The sequence below is a fragment of the Arsenicicoccus cauae genome, assembly GCF_009707125.1.
GTDB classification, from domain to species: Bacteria; Actinomycetota; Actinomycetes; order Actinomycetales; family Dermatophilaceae; genus Arsenicicoccus; species Arsenicicoccus cauae.
In genome coordinates this window covers 145,728-170,082 of record NZ_WLVL01000040.1, presented here as the reverse complement: position 1 = coordinate 170,082, position 24,355 = coordinate 145,728, and the positions used below count along the sequence as shown (strand labels likewise).

Annotated in this window: 21 protein-coding genes and 1 riboswitch; of the genes, 7 read left to right on the top strand and 14 right to left on the bottom strand. The window is 73.4% G+C overall.

The annotated features are described in order from the left end of the window. From cobO to cobN, 3 genes are read right to left on the bottom strand one after another with little or no spacing between them, the layout of a single operon-like run. Entirely contained in the window at positions 1-615 is a 615-nt protein-coding gene (gene cobO, locus GGG17_RS12875; protein WP_154594102.1) for a cob(I)yrinic acid a,c-diamide adenosyltransferase, read from the bottom strand. Then, entirely contained in the window at positions 615-2,747 is a 2,133-nt protein-coding gene (locus GGG17_RS16975) for a VWA domain-containing protein (RefSeq protein WP_154594101.1), read from the bottom strand. The genes cobO and GGG17_RS16975 overlap by 1 nt, the downstream gene beginning before the upstream one ends. Beyond that, on the bottom strand, positions 2,744-6,412 hold the full coding sequence (cobN, locus tag GGG17_RS12865) for a cobaltochelatase subunit CobN (RefSeq protein ID WP_154594100.1): 3,669 nt from the start codon (positions 6,410-6,412) through the stop codon (positions 2,744-2,746). The genes GGG17_RS16975 and cobN overlap by 4 nt, the downstream gene beginning before the upstream one ends. Positions 6,413-6,460: 48 nt before the next feature. After that, positions 6,461-6,540: riboswitch (cobalamin riboswitch) on the bottom strand. A gap of 193 nt (positions 6,541-6,733) precedes the next feature. On the opposite strand from cobN, the gene GGG17_RS12860 reads away from it, so the two are divergent. The 4 genes from GGG17_RS12860 (at position 6,734) to GGG17_RS12845 (ending at position 11,247) form a co-directional block, all read left to right on the top strand. Continuing rightward, on the top strand, positions 6,734-8,050 hold the full coding sequence (locus GGG17_RS12860) for a ferredoxin-like domain-containing protein (protein WP_154594099.1): 1,317 nt from the start codon (positions 6,734-6,736) through the stop codon (positions 8,048-8,050). Continuing rightward, positions 8,047-8,676: a precorrin-8X methylmutase gene (locus tag GGG17_RS12855; protein WP_288797658.1), complete on the top strand. Its 630-nt coding sequence runs from the start codon at positions 8,047-8,049 to the stop codon at positions 8,674-8,676. The genes GGG17_RS12860 and GGG17_RS12855 overlap by 4 nt, the downstream gene beginning before the upstream one ends. Next, the gene (cobJ, locus tag GGG17_RS12850; RefSeq protein ID WP_154594098.1) at positions 8,676-10,205 is read left to right on the top strand and encodes a precorrin-3B C(17)-methyltransferase; all 1,530 of its coding nucleotides are present in this window, start codon (positions 8,676-8,678) and stop codon (positions 10,203-10,205) included. Before GGG17_RS12855 ends, cobJ begins: the two co-directional genes overlap by 1 nt. Positions 10,206-10,710: 505 nt before the next feature. Continuing rightward, the gene (locus tag GGG17_RS12845; RefSeq protein ID WP_154594097.1) at positions 10,711-11,247 is read left to right on the top strand and encodes a DinB family protein; all 537 of its coding nucleotides are present in this window, start codon (positions 10,711-10,713) and stop codon (positions 11,245-11,247) included. Positions 11,248-11,425: 178 nt separating this feature from the next. Here GGG17_RS12845 and GGG17_RS12840 read toward each other — a convergent pair whose 3' ends face one another. The 5 genes from GGG17_RS12840 to GGG17_RS12820 all read right to left on the bottom strand — a co-directional run bounded on the left by GGG17_RS12840 (position 11,426) and on the right by GGG17_RS12820 (position 14,977). After that, positions 11,426-11,749, bottom strand: a complete 324-nt coding sequence (locus tag GGG17_RS12840; protein WP_154594096.1) for a putative quinol monooxygenase — start codon at positions 11,747-11,749, stop codon at positions 11,426-11,428. An 11-nt stretch (positions 11,750-11,760) separates the two neighbouring features. Then, the gene (locus GGG17_RS12835) at positions 11,761-11,976 is read right to left on the bottom strand and encodes a hypothetical protein (protein WP_154594095.1); all 216 of its coding nucleotides are present in this window, start codon (positions 11,974-11,976) and stop codon (positions 11,761-11,763) included. A 126-nt stretch (positions 11,977-12,102) separates the two neighbouring features. Continuing rightward, positions 12,103-13,137 carry an NAD(P)-dependent alcohol dehydrogenase gene (locus GGG17_RS12830; protein ID WP_230082954.1) on the bottom strand — a complete coding sequence of 345 codons (1,035 nt, stop codon included), beginning with the start codon at positions 13,135-13,137 and terminating at the stop codon, positions 12,103-12,105. After that, entirely contained in the window at positions 13,134-13,931 is a 798-nt protein-coding gene (locus tag GGG17_RS12825; RefSeq protein ID WP_154594094.1) for an iron-sulfur cluster assembly protein, read from the bottom strand. Before GGG17_RS12825 ends, GGG17_RS12830 begins: the two co-directional genes overlap by 4 nt. 2 nt (positions 13,932-13,933) lie before the next feature. Continuing rightward, complete coding sequence (locus GGG17_RS12820) at positions 13,934-14,977, bottom strand: amidohydrolase family protein (protein ID WP_154594093.1); 1,044 nt, start codon at positions 14,975-14,977, stop codon at positions 13,934-13,936. Between the two features lie 196 nt (positions 14,978-15,173). Between GGG17_RS12820 and GGG17_RS12815 the strand changes: the two genes are divergently transcribed. Continuing rightward, the gene (locus GGG17_RS12815; protein ID WP_311966669.1) at positions 15,174-16,697 is read left to right on the top strand and encodes an AAA-type ATPase lid domain-containing protein; all 1,524 of its coding nucleotides are present in this window, start codon (positions 15,174-15,176) and stop codon (positions 16,695-16,697) included. Between the two features lie 158 nt (positions 16,698-16,855). Then, entirely contained in the window at positions 16,856-17,029 is a 174-nt protein-coding gene (locus GGG17_RS16070) for a hypothetical protein (RefSeq protein WP_195849233.1), read from the top strand. Between the two features lie 220 nt (positions 17,030-17,249). On the opposite strand, the gene GGG17_RS12805 is transcribed toward GGG17_RS16070, so the two are convergent. Continuing rightward, the gene (locus GGG17_RS12805) at positions 17,250-17,999 is read right to left on the bottom strand and encodes a cobalt-precorrin-6A reductase (RefSeq protein WP_154594092.1); all 750 of its coding nucleotides are present in this window, start codon (positions 17,997-17,999) and stop codon (positions 17,250-17,252) included. A 25-nt stretch (positions 18,000-18,024) separates the two neighbouring features. Here GGG17_RS12805 and GGG17_RS12800 point away from each other — a divergent pair, with 25 nt between their 5' ends. Further along, positions 18,025-19,146 (top strand): cobalt-precorrin-5B (C(1))-methyltransferase, encoded by a 1,122-nt coding sequence (locus tag GGG17_RS12800; RefSeq protein ID WP_154594091.1) that lies wholly within the window; start codon positions 18,025-18,027, stop codon positions 19,144-19,146. Between the two features lie 16 nt (positions 19,147-19,162). On the opposite strand, the gene cobM is transcribed toward GGG17_RS12800, so the two are convergent. From cobM to GGG17_RS12775, 5 genes are read right to left on the bottom strand one after another with little or no spacing between them, the layout of a single operon-like run. Continuing rightward, on the bottom strand, positions 19,163-19,939 hold the full coding sequence (gene cobM, locus GGG17_RS12795; RefSeq protein WP_154594090.1) for a precorrin-4 C(11)-methyltransferase: 777 nt from the start codon (positions 19,937-19,939) through the stop codon (positions 19,163-19,165). After that, positions 19,936-21,162, bottom strand: coding sequence for a precorrin-6y C5,15-methyltransferase (decarboxylating) subunit CbiE (cbiE, locus tag GGG17_RS16970; RefSeq protein WP_311966668.1), 1,227 nt, complete (start codon positions 21,160-21,162; stop codon positions 19,936-19,938). Before cbiE ends, cobM begins: the two co-directional genes overlap by 4 nt. Then, on the bottom strand, positions 21,159-22,655 hold the full coding sequence (locus GGG17_RS12785; RefSeq protein ID WP_154594089.1) for a cobyric acid synthase: 1,497 nt from the start codon (positions 22,653-22,655) through the stop codon (positions 21,159-21,161). Before GGG17_RS12785 ends, cbiE begins: the two co-directional genes overlap by 4 nt. Then, positions 22,652-23,743: a cobalamin biosynthesis protein gene (locus tag GGG17_RS12780; protein ID WP_311966667.1), complete on the bottom strand. Its 1,092-nt coding sequence runs from the start codon at positions 23,741-23,743 to the stop codon at positions 22,652-22,654. Before GGG17_RS12780 ends, GGG17_RS12785 begins: the two co-directional genes overlap by 4 nt. Before the next feature lie 55 nt (positions 23,744-23,798). After that, the gene (locus tag GGG17_RS12775; RefSeq protein WP_154594088.1) at positions 23,799-24,260 is read right to left on the bottom strand and encodes a cobalamin biosynthesis protein; all 462 of its coding nucleotides are present in this window, start codon (positions 24,258-24,260) and stop codon (positions 23,799-23,801) included. Positions 24,261-24,355 lie beyond the last annotated feature (95 nt).

Genomic DNA, 24,355 nt, shown 5'->3' with positions numbered 1-24,355 from the left:
CTACCACTCGATGCCTCGCTGGCCCTTCTGCCCGGCGTCCATGGGGTGCTTGACCTTGGTCATCTCGGTGACCAGGTCGGCGGCCTCGACGAGCCGGGGGTCCGCGTCGCGACCCGTGACGATGACGTGCTGGTGCCCGGGGCGGTCGCGCAGCGTGGTGACGACCTCGTCGACGTCGACCCAGCCCCACTTCATGGGATAGGTGAACTCGTCGAGGACGTAGACGTCGTGGGCCTCGGCGGCGAGGCGGCGCTGGATCTCGCGCCAGCCCTCGAGCGCAGCCTGGGCGTGGTCCTCGTCGGTGCCGGCCTTGCGGGCCCAGGACCAGCCCTCGCCCATCTTGTGCCACTCGACGGGTCCGCCCTCGCCGGTCTGCTCGTGCAGGCGGCCGAGCGCCTTGAGGGCGTTCTCCTCGCCGACCTTCCACTTGGCGCTCTTGACGAACTGGAACACGCCGATGCGCCAGCCCTGGTTCCAGCCGCGCAGCGCGAGCCCGAAGGCGGCGGTGGACTTGCCCTTCATCTCACCCGTGTGGACGACGACGAGGGGCCGGTTGCGGCGCTGGCGCGTCGTGAGCCCGTCGGTCGGGACGGTGGTGGGGACTCCCTTGGGCATCAGGCCACGCTCCTGGGGGTGCGAGTCTCGGCGCTGCCGGCGCCGGTTCGCTGCCGTATGGCGCCCGACAGCTGCTCCGCCGCGAGCTGTCTCAGCTCGAGGTGCTCAGCCCGGAGGTGGCGCGCGAGGTCGCGGGCCAGGCCGAGGCGGAAGCCGGCGCGGGCCTCCTCGCAGTCCACCACCACGCTGGCGATGCCGGTGTGGGCGATGCCCGCGGCGACCCGGTGGGCGCGCGGGATCGCCTGCCGCCCACCAGAGCTCGCGCGGCCGTCGGTCAGCACGACGAGCAGCGCGCGGCGGTGCGGGTCCTTGGCGCGCTCGCGGCGGACGAGCTCGTAGGCGGCGGTGAGCCCCTCGGCGAGCGGGGTCCGGCCGCCGGTGGGCACGCGGGCGAGCAGCCGCTCGGCCAGCTCGACGCTGGTCGTCGGCGGCAGCACCAGGTCGGCCCGCTGCCCCGCAAAGGTCAGCACCGCGACCTTGTCCCGCCGCTGGTAGGCGTCGAGCAGCAGCGACACGCAGGCGGTCTTGACCTCGCGGATGCGCTGCCGGGCGCCCATCGAGCCGGACGTGTCGACGACGAAGACGACGAGGTTGCCCTCCTTGCCCCGCCTCACGCTGCGGCACAGGTCGCCGGGGTGCACCCCCAGCGGGTCACCGGCGGCACGTCCCGACACCACGCGCGAGGCGGCGCGCAGGACGGTGCCGGTGAGCGAGATCCCTTGTCCTCGTGGGTCGTCCGGGGCGACGGCGCGCACGTGGCGCCCGGTCGCGGTGTCCGCCGTCGAACGCCGGCCCGCCACACCGGTGCCCGCGGTAGGCAGGGTGAGCAGCCGTGCCTTGTATGCCGATCCGGCCCGCTCCCCCGCCGTACCACCGGGCAGCGCCGGGGCTCCGGACGTGTGGTTGTCCCCCTGCGGGTCCTCGGCCTCGGTGCTGGCGTCCGTCGGGGACTGACCGGTCGGCGGGGTGGTGTCCGTCGGGGGCTGACCAGTCGGCGGGGTGCTGCCCCCGTCGCCGGACGGGCCGCCGTCGGGGTCTGTCGGCTCCGGGTCGGTCGGCTCCGGGTCCTCCGGGTCCTCCGGCGGCTCGGGCCGCTCAGACTGGTCAGGCTGCTCAGGCAGGGTGTCGTCCAGGATGTCCTCGAGGTCGTGCTCCGCGCCGTCGTCGAAGGGGTTGCGGCGCTTGCGGTGCGGCAGCGCCAGCCGGGCCGCGACACGAATGTCCTCGTCCGACACCGCGTCCCGCCCACACCAGGCGGCGTGGGCAACGGCGGTCCGGGCGGTGACCAGGTCGCCGCGCATCCCGTCCACGTCGAAGGCCGCGCAGATCGCGGCGATCCGCTCGATCGCGTCGTCACCGAACCGGACCCGCCCAAGCAACGACTGGGCGGCGACGATCTGACTGGCCAGGGCGGCTTCCGCGTCGGCATACGCGCTCTGGAAGGTGGCCGGGGAGTCCTCGTAGGCCATCCGGCGCCGGACGACCTCGACGCGCACGCGGGGGTCGCGCGACGCGGTGACGTCGACGGCGAGGCCGAACCGGTCGAGCAGCTGCGGGCGCAGCTCCCCCTCCTCGGGGTTCATCGTCCCGACCAGCACGAACCGGGCTGCGTGCGTGACGGATACGCCCTCCCGCTCGATGCGGGCGCGCCCCATCGCCGCGGAGTCCAGCAACGTGTCGACCAGGTGGTCGGGCAGCAGGTTGACCTCGTCGACGTAGAGCACGCCGCGGTGCGCCTGCGCGAGCAGGCCGGGGTCGAAGGCGACCTGCCCCGAGGACAGCAGCCGGTCCAGGTGCAGCGAGCCGACGACGCGGTCCTCGGACGCCCCGACGGGCAGCTCGACGAGGCGTACGGGCCGCGTCACCGACCCGTCACCGTGCCGGGCGGCGTCCGGGCAGTCCGGGTCCGGCGCCCCCGGGTCGCACGAGAACCTGTCTCCCGCCACGACGCTGACCGGCGGGAGCACCGACGCGAGAGCGCGCACCATGGTGGACTTGGCGGTGCCCTTCTCACCGCGCACGAGGACGCCGCCGATGGCCGGGGACACCGCGGACAGGCACAGCGCCAGCCCCATGTCGTCCATCCCCACGACCGCGGAGAACGGGAACGTCTGCGCCGTAACGGTGCTCATCGCTCGTCCGCCCCCTCGAGCTCACCCTCGGCGTCGAGGTAGGCGGCGCGCAGCTCGGCCAGGACGTCCGGGTCCGGCGACTCCCACAGGCCCCGCTCGACGGCCTCGAGCAGCCGCTCGGCCATGCCGTGCAGCGCCCAGGGGTTGGCCTCGGCGAGGAACTCGCGGTTGGTCTCGTCGAGGACGTACTCCTGGGTGAGCCGGTCGTACATCCAGTCGGCGACCACGCCGGTCGTGGCGTCATACCCGAAGAGGTAGTCGACGGTCGCGGCCATCTCGAAGGCGCCCTTGTAGCCGTGCTGGCGCATCGCGGACATCCACTTGGGGTTGACGACGCGGGCGCGGAAGACGCGGCTGGTCTCCTCGACCAGGGTGCGGGTGGCGACGTGCTCGGGGCGGGTGGAGTCCCCGATGTAGGCCTCGGGGCTCTCCCCCGTGATCGACCGGACGTGCGCGACCATCCCGCCGTGGAACTGGAAGTAGTCGTCGCTGTCGGCGATGTCGTGCTCGCGGGTGTCGACGTTCTTGGCGGCGACGCGGATGCGGCGGTAGGCCGAGCGCATCTCGTCGCGGGCGGGCACCCCCTCCAGGTCGCGGCCGTAGGCGTAGCCGCCCCACACCTCGTAGACCTCGGCGAGGTCGGCGTCGGTGCGCCAGTCCCGCGAGTCGATCAGCTGCAGCAGGCCGGCGCCATACGTGCCGGGGCGGGAGCCGAAGATGCGGGTGGTGGCCTTGCGCTGCTCGGTCCCCTGCGCCAGGTCGGCCTGCACGTGCGCGCGCACGAAGTTGTCGCCGGCCGGCTCGTCCAGCGAGGCGGCGAGCTGCACGGCGTCGTCGAGCAGGCCCACGGCATGCGGGAAGGCGTCGCGGAAGAAGCCGGAGATCCGCAGCGTCACGTCGACCCGCGGACGCCCGAGCTCGGTCAGCGGGATCGGCTCCAGGCTGGTGACGCGCCGGGACGCGCCGTCCCAGATGGGGCGGATCCCCATGAGCGCCAGTGCTTCTCCGATGTCGTCGCCGGCGGTGCGCATCGCCGAGGTGCCCCATAGCGACAGGCCGACCGAGTCGGGCCACTCCCCCTTGTCCTCGCGGTAGCGGTGCACCAGGGACTCGGCGAGGCTCACCCCGGTCTCGTAGGCGAGACGGCTGGGGATGGCGCGTGGGTCCACGGAGTAGAAGTTGCGCCCGGTGGGCAGCACGTTGACCAGCCCGCGCAGCGGCGACCCGGACGGTCCGCTCGGGACGAAGCCGCCGTCCAGGGCGTGCAGCACCGCGTCGATCTCGCCGCCGGTGCCCGCGAGGCGCGGCACGACCTCGTCCACGGCAAACTGCAGCACGGCTCGTATGCCGGCGGGGTCCACCCCCGGGCGCTCCGGCATCTCCGCGAGCACGGCGTCGATGGCGTCGCCGTCCCAGCCGCGAGCCTCCATGCCCTCCACCAACGCACGCGCGGCGGCCTCGACGGCGTCGGTCTCGCCGCGCTTCTTGGCCGACTCGTCCAGGCCGAGGGCGGTGCGCAGGCCCGGCAGAGCCCGGTCGCCGCCCCAGATCTGGGTGGCCTGCAGCATCGCCAGCACCAGCGAGACGCGGGCCTCGCCGGTCGGCTCCTGCCCGAGCACGTGCAGTCCGCCACGGATCTGGACGTCCTTGATCTCGCACAGCCAGCCGTCGACGTGCAGCACGAACTCGTCGAAGGCGTCGGCGTCGTCGAGCTCGGGCCGATCCGTCAGCCCGAGGTCGTGGTCGAGGCGCGCGGCCTGGATGAGCGTCCAGATCTGCTGCCGGACGGCGGGCGCCTTGGCGGGGTCCATCGCCGAGACGGTGGCGTACTCGTCGAGGAGCTGCTCGAGGCGGGCGATGTCGCCATACGAGTCGGCCCGGGTCATGGGCGGGACCAGGTGGTCGACCAGGGTGGCGTGCGAGCGGCGCTTGGCCTGGGTGCCCTCGCCCGGGTCGTTGACGAGGAAGGGATAGATGAAGGGCAGGTTGCCGAGCACCGCGTCGGGGGCGCAGTCACCGGCGAGGGCGGCACCCTTGCCGGGGAGCCACTCGAGGTTGCCGTGCTTGCCGACGTGCACGATCGCGTGGGCGCCGTAGCCGCCGTCGGCCTGGTCCGCCTCCAGCCAGCGGTAGGCCGCGACGTAGTGGTGCGAGGGCGCGAGGTCGGGGTCGTGGTAGATCGCGATCGGGTTCTCCCCGAAGCCGCGCGGCGGCTGGACGAGCACGACGACGTTGCCGGCGGTCAGACCCGCATAGACCAGGTCGCCGGCCTCGCCGCGACCGGCGCGGGAGGTGTCGAGGTACATCTCGCCGGGGGCCTCGCCCCAGCCCTGGACGATCTCGGCGCGGAAGTCCTCGTGCAGGTCGGCGAACCACCGTGCGTAGTCGGAGGCCTTGACGCGCAACGGGTTTGCCGCCAGCTCGTCCTCGGTCAGCCAGGCCTGGTCGTAGCCGCCCCGGGCGATGATCGCCTTGATCAGGTCGTCGCCGTTGCCGGACTCCAGGCCCGGCAGGGCGCCCTCGCCGGTCAGCGGGCCGATGTCATAGCCGCGCGCGTGCAGGGCCCGCAGCAGGTCCAGCGTGGAGGCGGGGGTGTCGAGGCCGACGGCGTTGCCGATGCGCGCGTGCTTGGTCGGGTAGGCGGACAACACGATCGCGATGCGCCGCTCCGCCGGGGGCACACGGCGCAGCCGGGCGTGGGCGTGGGCGATCCCGGCGGCGCGGCGGCAGCGCTCGGGGTCGGTGACATAGACGGGCAGGCCGTCCTCGTCGATCTCCTTGAAGGAGAAGGGAACCGAGATGAGGCGCCCGTCGAACTCGGGCACCGCGACCTGGGTGGCGGCGTCCAGCGGGGTGGTGCCGTCGTCGTTGGCCAGCCACTCCTCACGCGAGGAGGTCAGCGACAGCGCCTGGATGACGGGTACGTCGAGGTCGGCGAGGGCGCCGGCGTCCCACGCGTCGTCCTCGCCACCGGCCTGCGCGGCGGCGGGGGTGGTGCCACCGGCGGCGAGCACGGTGGTGATGACGGCGTCGGCCTGGGCCAGGGTGGCCATCAGCTCGGGCTCGGGGGTGCGCAGCGACGCGACATAGAGCGGCAGCGCTCGCGAGCCCGCAGCCTCGAGCGCGTCGGCCAGGTCACGCACGAAGGCCGTGTTGCCGCTCATTTGGTGGGCGCGGTAGTAGAGGACGGCGACGCAGGGTCGCTCGTCACCGTCGGGGCAGGTCAGCGCGACGGTGTCGTCGAGCGGGCCCCAGGACGGCGCGGCCTGCGGCTGGGCGAAGCCGTGCCCGGTCAGCAGCACCGTGTCGGACAGGAAGGACGCCAGCTCGGCGAGGTTGTCAGCGCCACCGTGCGCCAGGTAGGCGTGGGCCTGCGCGGCCACGCCCGCGGGCACGGTGGAGGCGGACATCAGCTCGGCGTCGGGGGCCTGCTCCCCCGTCAGGACGACGACGGGCCGCGCGCCCGCCAGCAGGTGGTCCAGCCCCTCCTCCCAGGCACGCCGTCCGCCGAGGAGACGCACGACGATGAGGTCGGTGCCGTCCAGCAGCTCGTCGAGCTCGTCCATGGAGACGCGGTTGGGGTTGGCATAGCGCCAGGTCACGGGGCCGTCGGCCGCTCGTGCGCTGCGCAGGTCGGTGTCCGACGTGGACAGCAGTGTCAGCATGCAGGTCCTATCCCGGGTGTCCTCGCCCGTGGGTGGCGTCGACGGCGGGAGTTCCTGGCTCGCGACCTCGGGCTGCGCCCGGGCCGCTCACAGTGGCGGGACCGCTCCGGAGTTGCACCGGATTCCTCCGCTGCTGCCGTCAGCGGTATGCGCCGGGGCGGTCACCCCGGCTGGTCGGGAGCCTAGCAGCCCGTATGTCGCCGCCCGACGCAGGCACACCCCTGCTTTGGTCGACAAGAAACGTGTGCTGCGGTGCCTGGGCACCGAGCGACCTGGCCCCGCCCCATCTGCTTCCCCGGCACCTCACTATGCTCGGCGAACATGGTGACTTCTGCCTCTGCTGTCCCGCCCGTCCTCGAGCGCCACGCCGTGCCCGACAAGTGCCCCGGGGCGCTGCGCATGTTCGAGGCCTCGGACGGCAAGATCGCGCGCGTCCGCCTCGCCGGGTCGCCCATGACCGTCGCCCAGGCCCGGCTCCTGGGCGACCTCGCCGACGAGCTCGGCGACGGACACGTGCTCTTCACCACCCGGGCCAACGTGCAGCTGCGCGGCCTGAGCGAGGACGACGCCGCGCAGTTCCCGGAGCGGGTCGAGGCCGCCGGCCTGCTGCCCTCCCGCACCCACGAGCGCACGCGCAACGCCGTCGTCAGCCCCCTGACGGGGATCGACGGGCGAGCCGATGTCATCCCGGTCGCCCAGGCGCTGGACCGGGCCATCTGCGCGGCGCCGGAGCTGACCGGTCTCGCGGGACGATTCCTCATCGGTCTCGACGACGGCTCCGGCGACGTCGCCTCCCTGCCGCTCGACCTGACCGCCCAGGTGCACCACGACCAGCTGGTCCTCGCCCTGGGCTCAGGCCGAGACGAGGACACTTGTGCCGTGGGCCCGCTCGCCGACCCCGCCGCCGTGGCGGCCACCCTGGCCGACGTCTGCCGGGTCTGGCTCGCCGTGCGTGCGGACCACGCCGAGGAGGTCTGGAACGTCGACGACCTGTCCCCCGCCGCCCGCGACGACCTGCACGACCGGGTCGGCGCGTCCCTGCAGCCCGCCGACCAGGCGGTGCGCCGCGCCACGGAGCAGCCCCGCCTCGCGGGGACGGTCCCCGACGGGGACGGGCGCGTGGCGGTGCTGGCGAAGGCGCCGATGGCCACCATCAGCAGCGCCGGGTGGCGCGCCGCCTGCGACGTGGCCGAGCAGGGGGATGGGCAGCTGCGCGTGACGCCGTGGCACGCGGTCGTCATACGAGCTGTCCCCGCTGACCAGGCCGCCGCCCTGCGGGAGACGCTCGCCCGGACCGGGTGGGCCACCGACCCGGCCGACCCCTGGCTCGACGTGCACGCCTGCACCGGCCTGCCGCTGTGCGCGCGGTCCCACGCTGACGTGCAGGCCCGCGCCCAGGACCTCGTCGACTCCTTGGGCACCGAGCCGCTGGACGGCCTGCCGGTCATGTGGTCCGGATGCGCCCGCCAGTGCGGCCACCCCGCGACCGCCCACCACGCCCTCGTGGCGACCGGCACCGACGAGTTCGAGATGTTCCTGCATGACGGCTCCCACGCGCCGCAGCAGGGCCCGAGCCGTGAGAGAGTCTCCTCCGGCCAGGCCATCGCCCTGCTGACGACCGCTGGGAGCATTGCGTGACGCACGACTACATCAAGGACGGCGCCGAGATCTACCGCCGGTCCTTCGCGACGATCCGGCGCGAGGCGCGGCTGGACCACCTGCCCGAGGATGTCGCCTACGTCGCGGTGCGGATGATCCACGCCAGCGGCCAGGTCGACCTCGTCGACGACATCGCCTACTCCCCCAGCGTGATCCAACGCGCCCGGGCCGCCCTGCAGGCCGGAGCTCCGATCCTGTGCGACGCGCAGATGGTGGCGTCCGGGGTCACGCGCAAGCGGCTGCCTGCCGACAACGAGGTGATCTGCCTGCTCAACGACCCGCGGGTGCCGGACCTGGCCCGCCAGCTCGGCACGACCCGCTCGGCCGCCGCGCTCGAGCTGTGGGGCGACCGGCTCGACGGCGCCGTCGTCGCCATCGGCAACGCCCCGACCGCGCTCTTCCACCTGCTGGACCTGCTGCGGCACACCGAGGCTCGCCCGGCGGCGGTGGTCGGGATCCCCGTCGGGTTCATCGGCGCGGTCGAGTCCAAGGAGGCGCTGGCCGCCAACGACCTGGGTCTGGACTACCTCGTCGTGCACGGCCGGCGTGGCGGCTCGGCGATCACGTGCGGGGCGCTCAACGCCATCGCCTCCGAGGTCGAGTGATGGCCGCCGAGGACGACCACCCGAGGCCCGGCCGGCTGATCGGCGTCGGGCTGGGCCCCGGCGACCCGGAGCTGCTGACGCTCAAGGCGGTTCGCGCCATCGAGGAGGCCGATGTCGTCGTCTACCACTCCGCCCGGCACGGCCGCTCCACCGCCCGGCTGATCGCCGATCCCCACCTGCGCGAGGGGGTGATCGAGGAGCAGCTCGTCTACCCCGTCACGACGGAGGAGTGCGACGACTACGACGACCAGCTCGCCGCCTTCTACGAGCAGTGCCGGGCCCGCCTCGCGACCCACCTCGACGCCGGCCGCACCGTGGCCGTGCTGTCCCTCGGCGACCCCCTCACCTACAGCTCCTACCAGCACCTGCACCAGCGGCTGGCTGCGGCATACGACACCACCGTGATCCCCGGGGTCACCTCGATCACGGCCGCCGCCGCCGTCGCGGGCACGCCCCTGGTGGAGGACACCGAGCTGCTGACGGTGGTCCCCGGCACGCTGCCCGCGGACGAGCTCGTCGCGGCCCTCCAGTCGACCGACAGCGCCGTGATCATGAAGCTGGGACGCACCTTCGCCGGCGTCCGCTCCGCCCTGGAGCGCGCCGGTCGGCTCGACGACGCCATCTATGTCGAGCGGGCCACCATGTCCGGCGAACGCGCCCTGCCAGCCCGCGACGTGGACCCGTCCGAGGTCCCCTACTTCTCCGTCGTGCTGCTGCCGAGCCGTATGCCGCGCAAGCCCGCTCCCCTGCCCGCCGTCGGTGCCTCGGTGCCGCTCGGGTCGGTCACCGTGGTCGGGACGGGACCCGCGGGCGCCGAGTGGCTCACCCCCGAGGCTCGCGGAGTCCTCGCCGCCGCAACGGATCTCGTGGGCTACACCACCTATGTCAGACGAGTCCCGGTGCGGCCGTGGCAGATCCGCCATGAGTCGGACAACAAGGTGGAGTCCGAGCGCGCGGCCTTCGCGCTGGACCTGGCCCGTCGGGGGCGCCACGTGGCCGTCGTCTCCTCCGGGGACCCGGGCGTCTTCGCCATGGCGACCGCGGTGCTGGAGGTCGCGAGCGAGCCTGGCTACCAGGACATCCCGGTGCGCGTGTGCCCGGGCATGACGGCGGCGCACGCGGCCGCCGCGCGGGCTGGTGCGCCCCTCGGGCACGACTACGCCACGATCTCGCTGTCGGACCGGCTCAAGCCGTGGTCGGTCGTCTCGGCGCGGGTGCGGGCAGCCCTGGAGGCCGACCTCGTCGTCGCGATCTACAACCCCGCCTCGCGCTCGCGCCGCGAGCAGGTCGTGGAGCTGAAGGCGCTGGCCCTGTCGCTGCGCGGCCCCCACACGCCCGTGGTGATCGCCCGCGACGTGGGCGGCCCCGAGGAGCGGGTGCGCGTCATACGGCTGGCGGACCTGCCGTGCGACGAGGTGGACATGCGCACCCTGCTGCTCGTCGGGTCGTCGCAGACGCAGATGGTGACGCGCCGCCCCGGTGGCGCGGCGCAGGTCGTGGCGTGGACCCCGCGCCGCTATCCGGATTGAAAGTTGGATGGCGACGACGCGGCCGACGCCGTCCAGCAGCTCACTCTGCTCGAGCGGATCCGCCACGCGGCGGGCTCGGCGCAGCTGCGCGCCGACCGGGAGCTGGCGGGCGAGCTGCCCCGACATCGTGGCTTCGCCGTCTCTTCGCGGACCCCGACACCGGCGAGCTGGCGTCCATGGACGCGAAGCGCCGATCCTTCACCGGGATCGTGCGGCGCCTGGTCGTCTGGCGGGACGGGACCTGTCGGGTCCCCTACTGCGACGCGCCCATCCGCCACGAGGACCCGCCCGGCCCTACGCGCGGGGCGGACCCGCCAGCGCCGACAACGCGGTCGGCCTGTGCGAGGCGCACAACTACGCGATGGAGGCCCCCGGGTTCACCCGGCACCTCGACCCGGACGGGGTGCTCACGGTCATCACCCCACCGACACCCGGCACGTCTCCCCACCTCGGCGCGCAACGGGGTGACTGCATGAGGATCGGGCTGCTGCGCTAGCGTGCCCGCATGCCCACTCACCACGTCGTCCCCGAGCGCGCCGACGAGCGCATCGACCCACCCAAGCTCGCGGGTGACCGCGAGAGCCTCGACACCTGGCTCGAGCTCTACCGCGAGACGGTGCTGCTCAAGGTCGCGGGCCTGGACGCGGAGCATCTGGCCCGACGCGCGGTCCCGCCGTCGAGCCTGAGCCTGCTGGGCGTCATCCGCCACCTGACCGAGGTCGAGGAGTACTGGCTGCGCGCGGTCCTCCTCGACGAGGACGTGCCCGACCGCTACTGCACCCCCGACCGCCCAGACGGGGACTTCGAGGACGGGTCGCCGGCGACTGCGGTGGCGGACGTCGCGGCATACGAGCAGGTGCTGGTCACCGCCCGGGCCACCGCTGCGGCCTGGTCCGACCTGGACGCGCCCGTCCGCGGGCTCCGCCACGGCGAGCAGCTCAACCTGAGGTGGATCCTGGTGCACCTCGTCGAGGAATATGCCCGCCACCTCGGCCACATGGACCTGCTCCGCGAGGCCGTCGACGGCCGGACGGGCTACTGATCCGGTCGACCCGGACCAGCAGCCCGTTCGCCGCCGGGCCGGTCAGGCGCGCAACCGCTCGACCGCGGCCTTGACGGTGACGAGGCGGCGAGGTGTGGCGCACCAGTGCTCGGTTCGACGCGGCCAGCGGCAAGGCGCTGTCGTGGCTGCTCACGATCGCGCACCGGCGCGCCGAGGGTCAGTCGACCTGCATCTCGCCGAGCTCGCTCCAGTCGTCCTGGTCGACGGACTGGCTGACGACCTTCGGCGTCGCGGAGAGGTACTGCGGCAGCTCGGCCTGGGCAGCCTTGAAGTGGTCGCTGTTGACGTGCGCGCCACCGGCATCGCCGTCGCGGAACGCCTCGACGAGGACGTACTCATTGCTGTCGTCCAGGCTGCGCGACCACTCGAACCACAGGCAGCCCTCCTCGGCGCGCGTGGCCTCGGTGAAGGCACGGGAGATCTCGGGCCAGGCGTCGGCATGCTCAGGACGGACGGGGAACTTGGCGGTGATGAAGATCAAGGTGTGTCTCCTCAGGTTGTGGGGGTGGCGACGCGCGTCGTGGCGGTCTGCGCGGAGCCGATCGACGACTGGATGAGCCCGCCGACCTCCTCCGACACGATACCGAACACCGTCCCGACGGCGATCGCCAGGAGCGCGCCGCCGAGGTCGCAGCCGGTGTCGAAGAAGACGGCCGCGCCGCCGAACCCGCCCGTGATGATCGACGGCAGCGGCAGCGCCGCCTCCACTCACAGCGCAAAGCCCACGATCGTGACCACCACGGCGAGCGCGAGGGCCGAGGCGCTCACGTCCGAGGCCCCGGCTCATCACCGAGCCCTGGAGCGCGCCGGACGACTTCAGGCTCGTTCTCCTTGTCAGGGGGTGAGGATCGCGCGACCGCGCACGCGGCCGGCGTCGAGGTCCGAGATCGCCGTCTGGAAGTCGTCCAGGGCGTACTTCTGCGTGTGCAGGGTGACCGCGCCTCGAGCGGCGAGGGCCATGAGGTCGCACAGGTCGTTGTACGACCCGACGAGGTTGCCGATCACGTTCTTCTCCGCCGAGATCAGGTCGATCGTGGGGACGTCGACGTTCTCGCCATAGCCCACGACGTGGTAGTCGCCGGCCTGGCGTGTCATCGCGATGCCCTCGCTGGTCGAGCCGCCCTCGCCGACGAAGTCGAGCACCACCTCCGCCCCTGTGCCCCGGGTGATCTCGAGGACTTCCTCGACCTGGCTGCCCGCGGCCACCACTCCGTGGTCGGCGCCGAGGTCCAGCGCGAGCTTGAGGGCCTCCGGGTTTCGGTCGACCACCACCAGCTGCGCGGGCGACAGCGCCTTCATGACCTGAATGCCGATGTGGCCGAGGCCTCCGGCGCCGATCACGACGCAGGTGTCCCGGGGCGTCAGCCGCCTCGCCGCCTTCGCCGCTGCGTGGTACGCCGTCAGCCCGGCGTCGGCCAGGGCGGCGACGTCGGCCGGCTCGAGGTCGTCGTCGATGGGCACGACGCTGCGCGCCGACGTGCGGAGGTACTCGGCGTACCCTCCGTTCGTGTCGACGCCGGGGAACTGGCTGTTCTCGCAGTGGACGTCGTCTCCGGTGCGGCAGGCGCGGCACAGGCCGCAGGTGATGTGCGGGTGCACGATCACCTTGTCGCCCTCGCGGACGTTCGTCACCGCGGAGCCGACGGCGTGCACCCAGCCGGCGTTCTCGTGACCGATCGTGTAGGGCAGCGCGACGCCGGTCTTCTCCGCCCACTGTCCTTCGAGGATGTGGAGGTCAGTGCGACATACGCCAGCGCCGCCGATCCGCACGATGACGTCGAACGGTCCCGAGACCTCGGGGACGTCGACCTCGCGCATCTCGAGGTCCTGGTGGTAGCCGATGACCTGGACGGCTCGCATCGTGCTCATGACAGGGGGTCCTTCCGTAGGGAGGTGAGGGGGATGAAGGTGGGGTCGTACGCCTCGTCGGCGCGCTCCGCGCCGTCCGGGCGGTGGACCTGGTCGTCCTCGGACCCGGGGTAGCGGGTCCGGAGGAGGCCGCGGCAGAAGTGCGCGTTGCCGTCGATCGAGATGCGCGTGGACCGGGCCCGCCGCACGGCGAGGGGTACGTCGTCCGGCGGCACCCCGTCGTGGTCGACGAGGACCAGGGCATCCGGGTCGAGGGGCAGTCCGACGGTGTCCCGGCGCCTCAGGAGCGCGTCGGTGTGCGGTCCGGCCGGGAGCTCGGCCAGGGTCACCGAGCCCAGCGACTCGACATCGCGGTCGGGGTCGGCGCGCAGCAGGGCGGTCAGGCACCGCTCCATGGCGGCCGTGTGCGCTTTGCGTCGGAACGTGGTGCGCAGCTCGTCGAGCGACTCCTCCGCCTCGTGGGCGAAGGTGCCGCGGTAGCCGGCGTCGGCCGCGAGCCCGGCGTTGATCTTGTCGGAGTCGTGATGGTCGTCGAGCTCGACCACGACCTGCCCGGTCCACGCAAGCGCCGTGAGCACGTCCTTGCTGTCGGAGGCCATCAGGTAGGCGAAGTTCGGCGAGCAGAACGATGTCGGCAGCCGCAGGTGCAGCTCCACTCCCCCGGCATCGTCGACCGCGACCGACCGGACGAACCCGAGGTCGGTGATCGGCTCGTCGAGCTCCGGGTCGAGGACCGCCGAGAGCGCCACGCGGACCTCGTCGCCGTACGACGTCGGGGCTGGTGCGAGCGTCATCGTCACACCGCCGCCAGGTCGGCGCGCTCCGGTTCGCGGGGCCCGGTCGCGGTCTCCCCCGCCGTGGGCAGACGGAGCTCGGCCGGCACCTCGATGTCGTACATCTTGGCGGCGTTGAGCCCGAGAATCTTCTTCTTCTGCGCTGTCGTGATCGGGGAGTACTCGCTCATGTCGTCGGGGATCTGGAAGTCGACGAACCGCTCCACGAGCCAACGCGGCGTCCAGATCGCGTAGTCACTGGAGAACTGGATGCGGTCCTCGCCGATCCAGTAGATGAGCTCGCCGATGATCTGCGCGAAGTATCGCGGACGCGTGTGGATGAACGGCATCGCGACGGCCAGGCCGCCATGCACGTTGGGCTCCTGCGTCGCGATCCAGCAGAAGTCCTCCAGCCTCGGCAGGCCGACGTGCTCGACGACGAAGTTGAGGTCGGTGAAGTCGCTGGCGACGTGGTCCACGTCGGCGACGTCGAACGCGTCGCGGTCGAGTGGGCGAATCGTCGGGCCCTTGTGGATGTGGACGTTCGTGATGCCCAGCTCGCGGCACACCTCGAAGTAGCGGTAGGCCCACGGGTCGCTCAGCTTCCAGCCCCGCGACTGCCCGTGCCACTCGGCGGTGTAGAGCTTGACCCCGCGGAACTTCATGGCCTCGTGGTCGGCCCGAAGCTGGTCGAGACCGGCCTCGCCGTTGCGGGGATCGAAGTGGTGGTTGTACGTCAGCTTGCCGGGGTTGGCCCGCGCGAGCTCGAACGACTCCTCGGCCTGCGCGAAGCCCTTCGCGTAGAACTCACCGAGGTGAGCCGGCTGGAAGATCGCATGGTCGACGATCCCGGCGTCGAAGACGTCGCGCATGAGGCGCTCGCCTCCCTGGTAGAGGAACTCGTCGTACTCCCAGGCCTGATCCTCCGGGGAGAGGTTGCGGTGGTAGTCGTAGAAGCAGTCGATGAACTGCTTGCCGTGGATGTTGCGCTGGTTCTCCGGGCGCGCGTCCCACAGGGCGATGTGGGCGTCGACGATGAAGTAGGACTCGCCGTCCTTGGTGTACATGTGCGTCCTCCTGCTCGGGCCATGATGTGACGCTGATCACGCGACCCTCCGCAGGCTAGGTCGTCGCGACGGGCCGTCGCACTGCGACGACGTCTCAATCTGAGATCCGCGGGCGTCTCAATTTGAAACGCATCCCTGAGGTCGTGTCGCCGTCGAGGATGTAACGTCCGTCACAGGAGGCGAGCAGGAGAGGCAGGTGGTCCCGGTGGACGACCAGGCCGTGTCCGAGCGGGCCCGTCGTCACCGTGAGGTGCGGCGCTCGCTCGGCGCCATCCCCGCCCTCGGCTCACAGATGTCCGTTCGCCTCGTCGCCTCGTGGCAGCGCAGCCAGGACTACGGCGTCTCGTTGGAGGCGGTCGAGCCGTCCTTCACCGGCACGCTCAACGATGAGTCGCTCTTCTTCGAGTGCGGCCGCGAGGTGCTCGCCAGCCTGCACCAGACCCTCATCAACGAGCCGGTCTCCCTCATGCTCACCGATGCCGACGGCCTCGTCCTCAACCGGATGAGCGGCGACACCTCGCTGCTCCGCGCCCTTGACGCCGTCCACCTCGCGCCCGGCTTCGCGTACGCCGAGCGCGCCGTCGGGACCAACGGCCTCGGGCTCGCCATCGCAGACCGTGCGCCAACGGTCGTCCGCGCCGACGAGCACTACGCCCTCAGCCTCTGCACCTACACGTGCGCGGCCGTGCCCGTGCTCGACCCGATCAGCGGTCACCTCGAGGGCTGCGTCAACCTCACCACGTGGTCGACCCAGTCGAGCAACCTCCTGCTCGCGCTCGCCCAGTCGGCGGCGAGCAACACCTCCGCGATGATGCTGGCGCGCTCGCGCGGCCAGAAGGCGCGGGTCCCGCAGCGCGGCGAGGTGTTCCGGGTCGAGACCTCGCGGCTGGAGCCGGGCACCGGAAGCCTGGCGGACCTCGGACCGGCCTGGGCCGACGTGCTGGGCCGGGCAGGCACGGCGATCCGCGACGAGCGGATCGTGCTGGCCGTCGGCGAGGAGGGCGCCGGGCGGGCGACCGTCCTGGCCCAGGCGCTGCGGCAGGCCTTCCCGCGCGACCGGATCCTTGCCGCCTCACCTCCGGCACCCCAGGACAGCGAGGCGTGGCTGGGGCTCTGGATCCCGGAGCTCGGCAAGCCCGGGACCAGCATCCTCGTCCGCGACGTCGACCTGCTGCCGGAGTGGGTGGCCGAGCACGTGCGCGACCTCGTCGTGCAGGCGCGGGTCCGGGCGCACGGCGGCGACCACGTCCCGTTCGCGATGACCGCGAGTCGCTTCGACGCGCTCCCGCCGGCCCTGACACCGCTCGTCGACACCATCGTGGCGGTGCCGCCGCTGCGCGAGCGTACCGAGGACGTGCTCCCGCTCGCGCGTCTGGCGGCCCGACGCGCACGCGGTCGCGAGGTCACCTTCACCCACGCCGCCGAGGCGGCGCTGCGCGACTGCGGGTGGCCCGGAAACGCGCGCCGGCTGGTCGAGGTGGTCACCCAGGCGGCCCGCCGCAGTGACACCATCGACGTACGCCACCTCCCGGCCGACGTGGTCTCGGGCGCCTCCCGACGCCTGACGAGGATCGAGACGTTCGAGCGCGACGAGATCGTCCGGGTGCTGACCCGGCCCGGCATCTCGATGAAGGAGGCGGGCGAGGAGCTCGGCATGAGCCGGGCCACGGTCTACCGCAAGATCGCGCACTACGACATCCACGTCCCCCGCACGACCTGACCTCGTCGCGACCCGCGTGGGAGCATGCACTCGGGTCTCGTGCCCGCCGACTGCTGCTCGTCGTCGACGCGCCGTCGCTGCTGCACCGCAACCACCACGCGCGGGCGCACACGCGGCTGACCGACCGCCAGGGCCAGCCGATCCGGGCGCTGCAGGGGATGCTCCGCCACATCCTCGAGTCGATCGACACGATCGCCCCCGACGTCGTCGTCGTCGTGCTCGGTGCCTGCCGGCTGCGGGCCCGCGGCGAGGCGGTGGTGGGTGGTGTGCACCTCAGGAGCCACGGTCATCGCAGTGAGATCGCCTGGGGCGCGGGCAAGTCGGGCCCGTGAGCGCCACTCCAGCACGGCGCGGACCGTCGTGCAGACCAGCAGGAGGACGAGCACGAGCTGGATCCACCACCGGACGCCGACCTGCCTCTGGCGCAGGTCTGCGAGGAGTGTCAGCCCCACCAGGACGGCCAGGGCGGTCGCCCCACCTTGGCGGACGCGGAACGTTCCCCGTGTGCCGAGCCTGCGCAGGCCGATCGCGCCTCGTCGGCCGAGATGATCCTCATCGCCGCGCCTCCAGCCACGCCACGGCGGCCTCGGGGTCGTCGACGGTCGGCACGTCCGACACGTCCGGGCGGTCGACCATCACGACGGGCAGCCCGAGTCGCCGCGCCGCCTCGAGCTTGGCGGCCGTGGCCGTGCCCCCACTGTCCTTGGTCACCACCACGTCGATCGCGTGCTCGCGCAACAACGCCAGCTCCCCCTCGACGCGGAACGGCCCTCGAGCCAGCACGACCTCGGCATACGGCGGGACCACCGCAGGCGGGTCCACCGACCGCACCAGGCAGAAGGTGTCGTGCAGGAACGCGAACTCCCCCACCTCCTGGCGCCCGATCGTCAGGAACAGCCGCCGCCCCAGGTAGGCCCCGATGTGGGCGGCGTCCGCGAGCGTCGGCACACGGTGCCAGTCGTCGCCGTCCTGCTCCTCCCACCCCGGCCGGCGCAGCGCCACCAGGGGCACGCCGACCTGCGAGCAGGCCTGCGCCGCATGCTCGCTCATCCGGGCGGCATAGGGGTGGGTGGCGTCGACGACCACGTCGACGCGCTCCGCGCGGAGGTATGCCGTCAGCCCGGCCACGCCACCGAAGCCCCCGACCCGGACCTCGACGTCGGGGACCCGCGGCGCGGACGTCACCCCGGCGAGGGAGTAGCGGACGGCATACGACTCGGGGCGCTCCGCGAGGAGCGCTGCCAGCTGACGGGCCTCGGTGGTGCCGCCGAGGACGAGCACGTGACGGGTCACGGGACCCATCTCATCACAGTGCGACAATGCCGCCATGGCGCAGGTCACGGGCGGTCGCGAGGCGCAGCTGGAGCACACGGGGCTGCGGCCGGGATGGACGACGGGGGCGTGCGCGACCGCCGCGACCAAGGCGGCGTGGACGGCGCTGCTGACCGGGGACTTCCCGGACCCGGTCACCATCACGCTGCCCAAGGGCCGCACACCGGCGTTCGCGCTGACCGCGGAGGCCCACGGCGACGGCTGGGCCGAGGCCGCGGTCACCAAGGACGCGGGCGACGACCCGGACGTGACCCACGGCGCCGTCGTGCGGGCCCGCGTGCGGCACGGCGCGCCAGGCACGGGGGTGGTGTTCCGCGGCGGCCACGGGGTCGGGCGGGTGACGCTGCCGGGCCTGCCCCTCGACGTCGGTGAGCCGGCCATCAACCCGGTCCCGCGTCAGCTGATGCGCCAGGCCGTGCGCGAAGCCGTCGGGATGGCAGAGGGGGCGCCCGACCCCGACGTGGACATCGAGATCAGCGTCGACCAGGGCGTCGAGATGGCCCCGCACACCTGGAACCCCCGCATCGGCATCGTCGGCGGCCTGTCCATCCTCGGCACGACCGGGGTCGTCGTCCCCTACTCCTGCGCGGCGTGGATCGACTCCATCCGCCGCGGCATCGACGTCTCGGAGGCGCTCGGCCTGCCGCACGTCGCGGGGTGCACCGGCTCGACCTCGGAACGCGTCGTGACCGAGCTCTACGACCTGCCGACGCCGGCGCTGCTCGACATGGGCGACTTCGTCGGTGCGGTGCTCAAGTACCTGCGCCAGCACCCCCGCCCGCGGCTGACGATCTGCGGGGGTTTCGCCAAACTGTCCAAGCTCGCCAACGGCCACCTCGACCTGCACTCGGGGCGCTCCCAGGTCGACAAGGCGCACCTGGCCGCGCTCGCCGAGCAGGCCGGCGCCCCAGCCGATCTCGTCGGCCGCCTGCACGGGGTCAACACGGGGCTCGAGGCCCTCACCCTGTGCCGGGAGGCGGGGGTGCCCCTCGGGGACGAGGTCGCGTATGCCGCCCGCCAGAGCGCCCTCGAGGTGCTGCAGGGCGCGCCGGTCCTGGTCGACGTGGTGTGCATCGACCGGGCGGGCACGATCGTGGGGCGCGTCGACCCCGCCTGACCTGCCGCCCCGGCGCTCAGCGGGGGGCGATGGGCGGGGGCAGGGCGCAGTCGTGCCGGTCCCGCTCGCGAGAGTAGAGGTGCGAGTCGCGGAACTCCGACGCCGCGAGCACCTGCCCGACCAGGATGATGGCGGTCCGTCGCAGCCCGTGGTCGCGCACCGCGTCACCGAGCTCGCCGAGGGTACCGCGCCACACGACCTGCTCGGGCCGGCTCGCCATCGCGACCACCGCTGCGGGACAGTCGAGCCCGTAGTGCGGGGCCAGCTCGGCCACCACCTCGTCCGCGAGATGCGTGGCGAGGTGCAGGGCCATCAGGGCACGGGACCGGCCGAGGGTGGCGATGGTCTCGTGCTCGGGCATCGCGGAGGCGTTGCGGGCCAGGCGCGTCAGGATGATCGTCTGCCCGACGGTGGGGACGGTGAGCTCGCGGCCCAGAGCGGCCGCCGCGGCGGCGAAGGCCGGCACCCCCGGCACCAGGACGTAGTCGATCCCCGCCGCCTCCAGCCGGCGCACCTGCTCCGCGACCGCCGAGAAGACCGACAGGTCCCCCGACTGCAGCCGCGCCACGTCGTGGCCCGCCTCGTGGGCGGCGACGATCTCGGCCATGATCTGGTCGAGGTCCAGGTGCGCGGTGTCGACCAGGCGGGCGTCGGCGCGGCACTCGGCGAGCAGCTCGTCCGGGACCAGCGCCCCGGCGTAGAGCACGACGGGGCACGCCTGCAGCAGCCGCAGACCGCGCACGGTGATCAGGTCGGCCGCCCCGGGACCAGCGCCGATGAAGTGGACGGTCATGCGGGCAGCTCCTCGGGTCGGACGACGGACCACTGCGTGACCGGGCGCGCGGGGCTCCACGACGTGAAGCCCCCCACCGCGTCGGCGTGCGACACCTCGAGGCGGGTGAGCGAGCCGCCATACCGACGAAACATGGTGAACAGCAACGCCTCCGAGTCCAAGGTCACGGTGTTGGCGACGAGTCGGCCACCCGGGCGCAGGGCGTCCAGGACGGCCGGCACGAGACCGTCGGCGGTCAGCCCGCCCCCGACGAAGACGGCGTCCGGCCGCGACAGCCCGGCCAGCGCGCCAGGCGCCAGACCCTCGACGACCTGCAGGCCGGGCACGCCGAGCCGCTCGGCGTTGCGGCGGATCCGCTTGACCCGGTCGGGGCGGGGCTCGACCGTGACGGCGCGGCACGTCGGGTGCGCCCGCAGCCACTCGATGCCGATGCTGCCGGACCCACCACCGATGTCCCACAGGAGCTCCCCCGGCGCCGGGCGCAGCGCCGCCAGAGTGGCGGCGCGCACGTGCTGCTTGGTGAGCTGCCCGTCGGTCTCGTAGAGCTCGTCGGCGAGCCCCGGCACGAGCCCCACCGACGAGTCGTATGACGAGAGGCACTGCACCGCCACGATGTTGAGCGGGCTGCCGGGGTCGGCGTCCCACGACGCGGCGACGCCCTCGACGACCCGCTCGGCCGGGCCGCCGAGGTCCGAGAGCACCCACAGCAGGCTGTCCCCCAGGCCGTGCTCGGTCAGCAACGTGGCGACGGCCTTGGGGGTCAAGGCATCTCGGGACAGCACGAGGACGCGGCGGCCCGGGTGCGCCACCACGGCGAGGCGCTCGAGGGGGCGGCCCACGGCGGACACCACGTCGACGTCCTCGAGACCCCAGCCGAGGCGGGCGCAGGCCAGGGACAACGATGACGGCGCCCCGATCACGTCGACCCTGTCGGGGCCCAGCAGCTCGGCCAGGGTGCGCCCGATGCCATGGTGCATGGGGTCTCCGCTCGCGAGCACCACGACCCGGACGTCGTCGCCCAGCCCGTCGAGCAGCGGGCGCAGGCCCTCGCGCAGGGGCACCGGCAACGGCTCGACCCGCGCTCGGTGGTGGCCGACGACGAGGTCGGTCTGGCGCGGGCTGCCCACGAGGACGTCGGCGCCGCTGACGGCGGCGCGGGCGCGGTCGGCAAGGCCGGCCCACCCGTCCGCGCCGATGCCGACGACCACCACGGGTGCGCTCACAGTCCGATCAGCTCCTTCAGCGCGCGGGTGTCCAGGTGGTCGGCGACGGCGTCGGCCAACCGGTCGAGCATCGCGGTCCTCTGCTCGGCGAAGGCCGATGCGCCGGGCTCGGGCCGCCACGCCGGCCGGGTCCGCTCGGCCACCACCTGCAGGAAGCCGCGCCGGAAGCCGTCGTTCTCGAAGGCTCCGTGCCAGGTGGTCCCCCACACCGAGCCGCGCTGCCACCCGTCGAGGAAGGGGACGGTCTGGGCATACCGCTCGGACGCCGGCGCGTCGGTGCGCTCGCTCACGCCGTGGTGGATGAGGTAGGCCGTCACCCGGTGCCCGTGCCACTGCCCGGTCGGCGTCCCGAGGCGCTTCTCCCGCGCGAAGGTCACCCGCGTCGGCAGCAGCCCGAGCCCGGGCACCGTTGCGGCAGCGGGGCTCTCGACGGCATACGGGTCGTGCACCTGCTCGGCGAGCATCTGGTAGCCACCGCAGATCCCGAGAACCGGACGCCCGGCCCGGGCGCGCTCGACGACGGCGCGGTCGAGCCCGCGCGAGCGCAGCCAGGCGAGGTCGCTCTGTGTGGCGCGCGAGCCCGGCAGGACCGTGAGGTCGGCGGCGGCCACGACCGCCGGGTCCGTGGTCACCTCGACCTGCACGCCGGGCTCGATGGCCAGGGCGTCCACGTCCGTGGCGTTGCTGACGCGGGGGAGCCGGATCACCGCCACCCTCAAGGGTTCTCGCGGCTCGGCGGACGAGACGGCGTCGGCGCGTGACCAGCCGGAGATGGCCAGGGCGTCCTCGGAGTCGAGCCACACGTCCCGCAGGTAGGGGACGACGCCCAGCACGGGCCGGCCTCCGGTGCGCTCCTCGAGCATGCGCAGGCCGGGCTCGAGCAGCCCGAGGTCGCCGCGGAACTTGTTGACGATCCAGGCCTTGATGCACGCCTGGTCCTCCGGGTCCAGGATCCCGAGGGTGCCGTAGAACGCGGCCAGCACGCCGCCGCGGTCGATGTCCCCGACCACCACGACGGGCAGGCCGACGGCGCGCGCGAGCCCGAGGTTGACGTAGTCCCCGGACCGCAGGTTGATCTCGGCGGGCGACCCGGCACCCTCGGCGATGACGACGTCGTGGCGCGACGCGAGGTCGCGGTAGGCCTCGAACGCGGCGTCCGCCAGGGCCCGCCGGCCGGTCGCCCACTCCCCCGCCTGCAGCTCGCCCCACGGCTGCCCGAGCAGCACGACGTGGCTGCGGCGGTCCGAGCCGGGCTTGAGGAGCACGGGATTCATCGCGGCCTCGGGCGTGACGCCGCACGCGAGGGCCTGCACCCACTGGGCCCGCCCGATCTCGGCGCCGTCGGGGCAGACCATCGAGTTGTTGGACATGTTCTGCGCCTTGAACGGCGCGACGCGCACCCCCTCGCGGGCCAGCCAGCGGCAGATGCCCGCGGTGACGAGCGACTTGCCCGCGTCGGACGTCGTCCCGGCGACGAGCAGCCCCCTGGTCATGCCTGCCCGCCCGTCGTCGTCGTCGTTGTCGTCGTTGTTGTCATTGTCGTCGTCGTTGTTGTCGCCGTTGTCGTGGTGGTCCCGTCCCCGCGCTCGGCGAGGCGGTGCGCCGGGCCGACGGGTCCTCGGGCCGGTCGTATGCCGTCCGCCACCGCTCCGACGATCGCCGCCACGGCCAGGGCCGCCGCGCCGATGGTCCGCGAGAGACGCACGGCCCGAGCCAGGTCCGCGGTGACGACCGCACGTCCGCGACCCAGCGTGCCGCGGTCCTCCACCTCGTCGTCGTAGCGATTGGCCCCCCCGAGCCGCACGTCCAGGGCCCCGGCGAAGGTCGCCTCGACGGGACCGGCGTTGGGGCTCGGGTGGTGGGGGGCGTCCTCGCGCCACGCGCGCAGGGCCTCGGCCCGGTCGCCGCCGTGCCGCGGGGCCAGCGCCACGGTCAGCGCGGCGCACGCGCGGGCCGGCGCCAGGTTGACGAGGTCGTCGAGCCTGGCTGCGGCCCAGCCGAACTCGCGATAGCGCCGGTTGCGGTAGCCGATCATCGCGTCGAGGGTGTTGATCGCGCGGTAGCCGAGCAGGCCCGGCACGCCCAGCAGCCCGCCCCACAGCAGCGGGGCGACGACGGCGTCGGAGGTGTTCTCGGCCAAGGACTCGGTGGCGGCCCGGGCCAGCTCGTCCGCGGCCAGGCCGTCCGGGTCGCGGGAGCAGAGGTGGCTCAGGCGGTCTCGCGCACCGGGCAGGTCGTCGGCGTCGAGGAGCCGCGCCATGGCGTCGCCCTCGCGCGCCAGGCTGGTGCCGCCGAGGACGACCCAGGTGGCGACCGCGGTGGCCGCCGTCCGGGCCAGCGGCCGGTCACGCAGGCCGCGCTCCACCAGGCCCCCCGCGCCCGTCACCGCGCCGACGAGCAGGGCGACGTGCAGGGTCCCCGCCGAGCGGGCCTCCCGATAGGTCAGGCGCTCCAGCCGGGCCGCCGCCCCGCCGAAGGCCGCCACCGGGTGGGCCCGGCGTGGGTCGGCGAGGACGAGGTCTGCGGCATACCCCAGGACCAGGCCCCCCGCCCGCGGTCCGACACGCTCCAGCCACTGCACCCGCACACCCTATCCACCTCGTGAGGCTGCCCGGGCCACTGGCCAGGGGAGTCGCTCAGGGCGTCAGGGCGGCTCCGGGCAGGCGTCCGAGGACCACCGTCGCGGTCGCCGACCGGGCCCGGGCGACGACCGCGCCGCCGGCCGCCAGCACCGCCGCCTCGGCGACGCTGGGCACGCCCACGTGGCGACGCACGACCTCGCTGGGCGCCGCGACCTGCTGGGACGCGAGCGTCTCGTCGTCGTAGGTCTGCAGGGGCACGCCGAGATGCCTCGCCAGCTCGACGACGGCAGGCTCCGTCCGCTTGCGGGTGGAGGTCACGACGGCGGCCACCGTGTCGCGGGGGACGACCGCGTCGCCGTCGGCGGGACCGTCGACCTGCTCGTCGAACCGTCCTTCGTCGAGCCCCTCGACCAGCCCGTCGACCTGCTGGTCCTCGACCAGCCCGTCGACCAGCGCGACGAGCTCGTCGACGGGGGCGCCGGACCGGGTGCCCACCCCCAGGATCAGTTCACTCATGGGCGCGATCCTGCCACCGTGCCCAGGTCGTCCTCCCGACCGGACGGGCGGGTATGCCGAGAGCCCGCCCCTGGCCGGGGACGGGCTCTCGCACT

Excerpts from the sequence above, each read along its gene's own strand:
- GGG17_RS12830 (WP_230082954.1), bottom strand. The coding sequence starts at position 13,137 with ATGAGCACGATGCGAGCCGTCCAGGTCATCGGCTACCACCAGGACCTC.
- GGG17_RS12775 (WP_154594088.1), bottom strand. The coding sequence starts at position 24,260 with ATGAGTGAACTGATCCTGGGGGTGGGCACCCGGTCCGGCGCCCCCGTC.
- GGG17_RS16975 (WP_154594101.1), bottom strand. The coding sequence starts at position 2,747 with ATGAGCACCGTTACGGCGCAGACGTTCCCGTTCTCCGCGGTCGTGGGG.
- GGG17_RS12800 (WP_154594091.1), top strand. The coding sequence starts at position 18,025 with ATGGCGCAGGTCACGGGCGGTCGCGAGGCGCAGCTGGAGCACACGGGG.
- cobJ (WP_154594098.1), top strand. The coding sequence starts at position 8,676 with ATGGCCGCCGAGGACGACCACCCGAGGCCCGGCCGGCTGATCGGCGTC.
- GGG17_RS12820 (WP_154594093.1), bottom strand. The coding sequence starts at position 14,977 with ATGTACACCAAGGACGGCGAGTCCTACTTCATCGTCGACGCCCACATC.
- GGG17_RS12785 (WP_154594089.1), bottom strand. The coding sequence starts at position 22,655 with ATGACCAGGGGGCTGCTCGTCGCCGGGACGACGTCCGACGCGGGCAAG.
- GGG17_RS12825 (WP_154594094.1), bottom strand. The coding sequence starts at position 13,931 with ATGACGCTCGCACCAGCCCCGACGTCGTACGGCGACGAGGTCCGCGTG.
- GGG17_RS12805 (WP_154594092.1), bottom strand. The coding sequence starts at position 17,999 with ATGGGTCCCGTGACCCGTCACGTGCTCGTCCTCGGCGGCACCACCGAG.
- GGG17_RS12860 (WP_154594099.1), top strand. The coding sequence starts at position 6,734 with ATGGTGACTTCTGCCTCTGCTGTCCCGCCCGTCCTCGAGCGCCACGCC.
- cobM (WP_154594090.1), bottom strand. The coding sequence starts at position 19,939 with ATGACCGTCCACTTCATCGGCGCTGGTCCCGGGGCGGCCGACCTGATC.
- GGG17_RS12845 (WP_154594097.1), top strand. The coding sequence starts at position 10,711 with ATGCCCACTCACCACGTCGTCCCCGAGCGCGCCGACGAGCGCATCGAC.
- GGG17_RS16070 (WP_195849233.1), top strand. The coding sequence starts at position 16,856 with ATGCTCCGCCACATCCTCGAGTCGATCGACACGATCGCCCCCGACGTC.
- cobN (WP_154594100.1), bottom strand. The coding sequence starts at position 6,412 with ATGCTGACACTGCTGTCCACGTCGGACACCGACCTGCGCAGCGCACGA.
- cobO (WP_154594102.1), bottom strand. The coding sequence starts at position 615 with ATGCCCAAGGGAGTCCCCACCACCGTCCCGACCGACGGGCTCACGACG.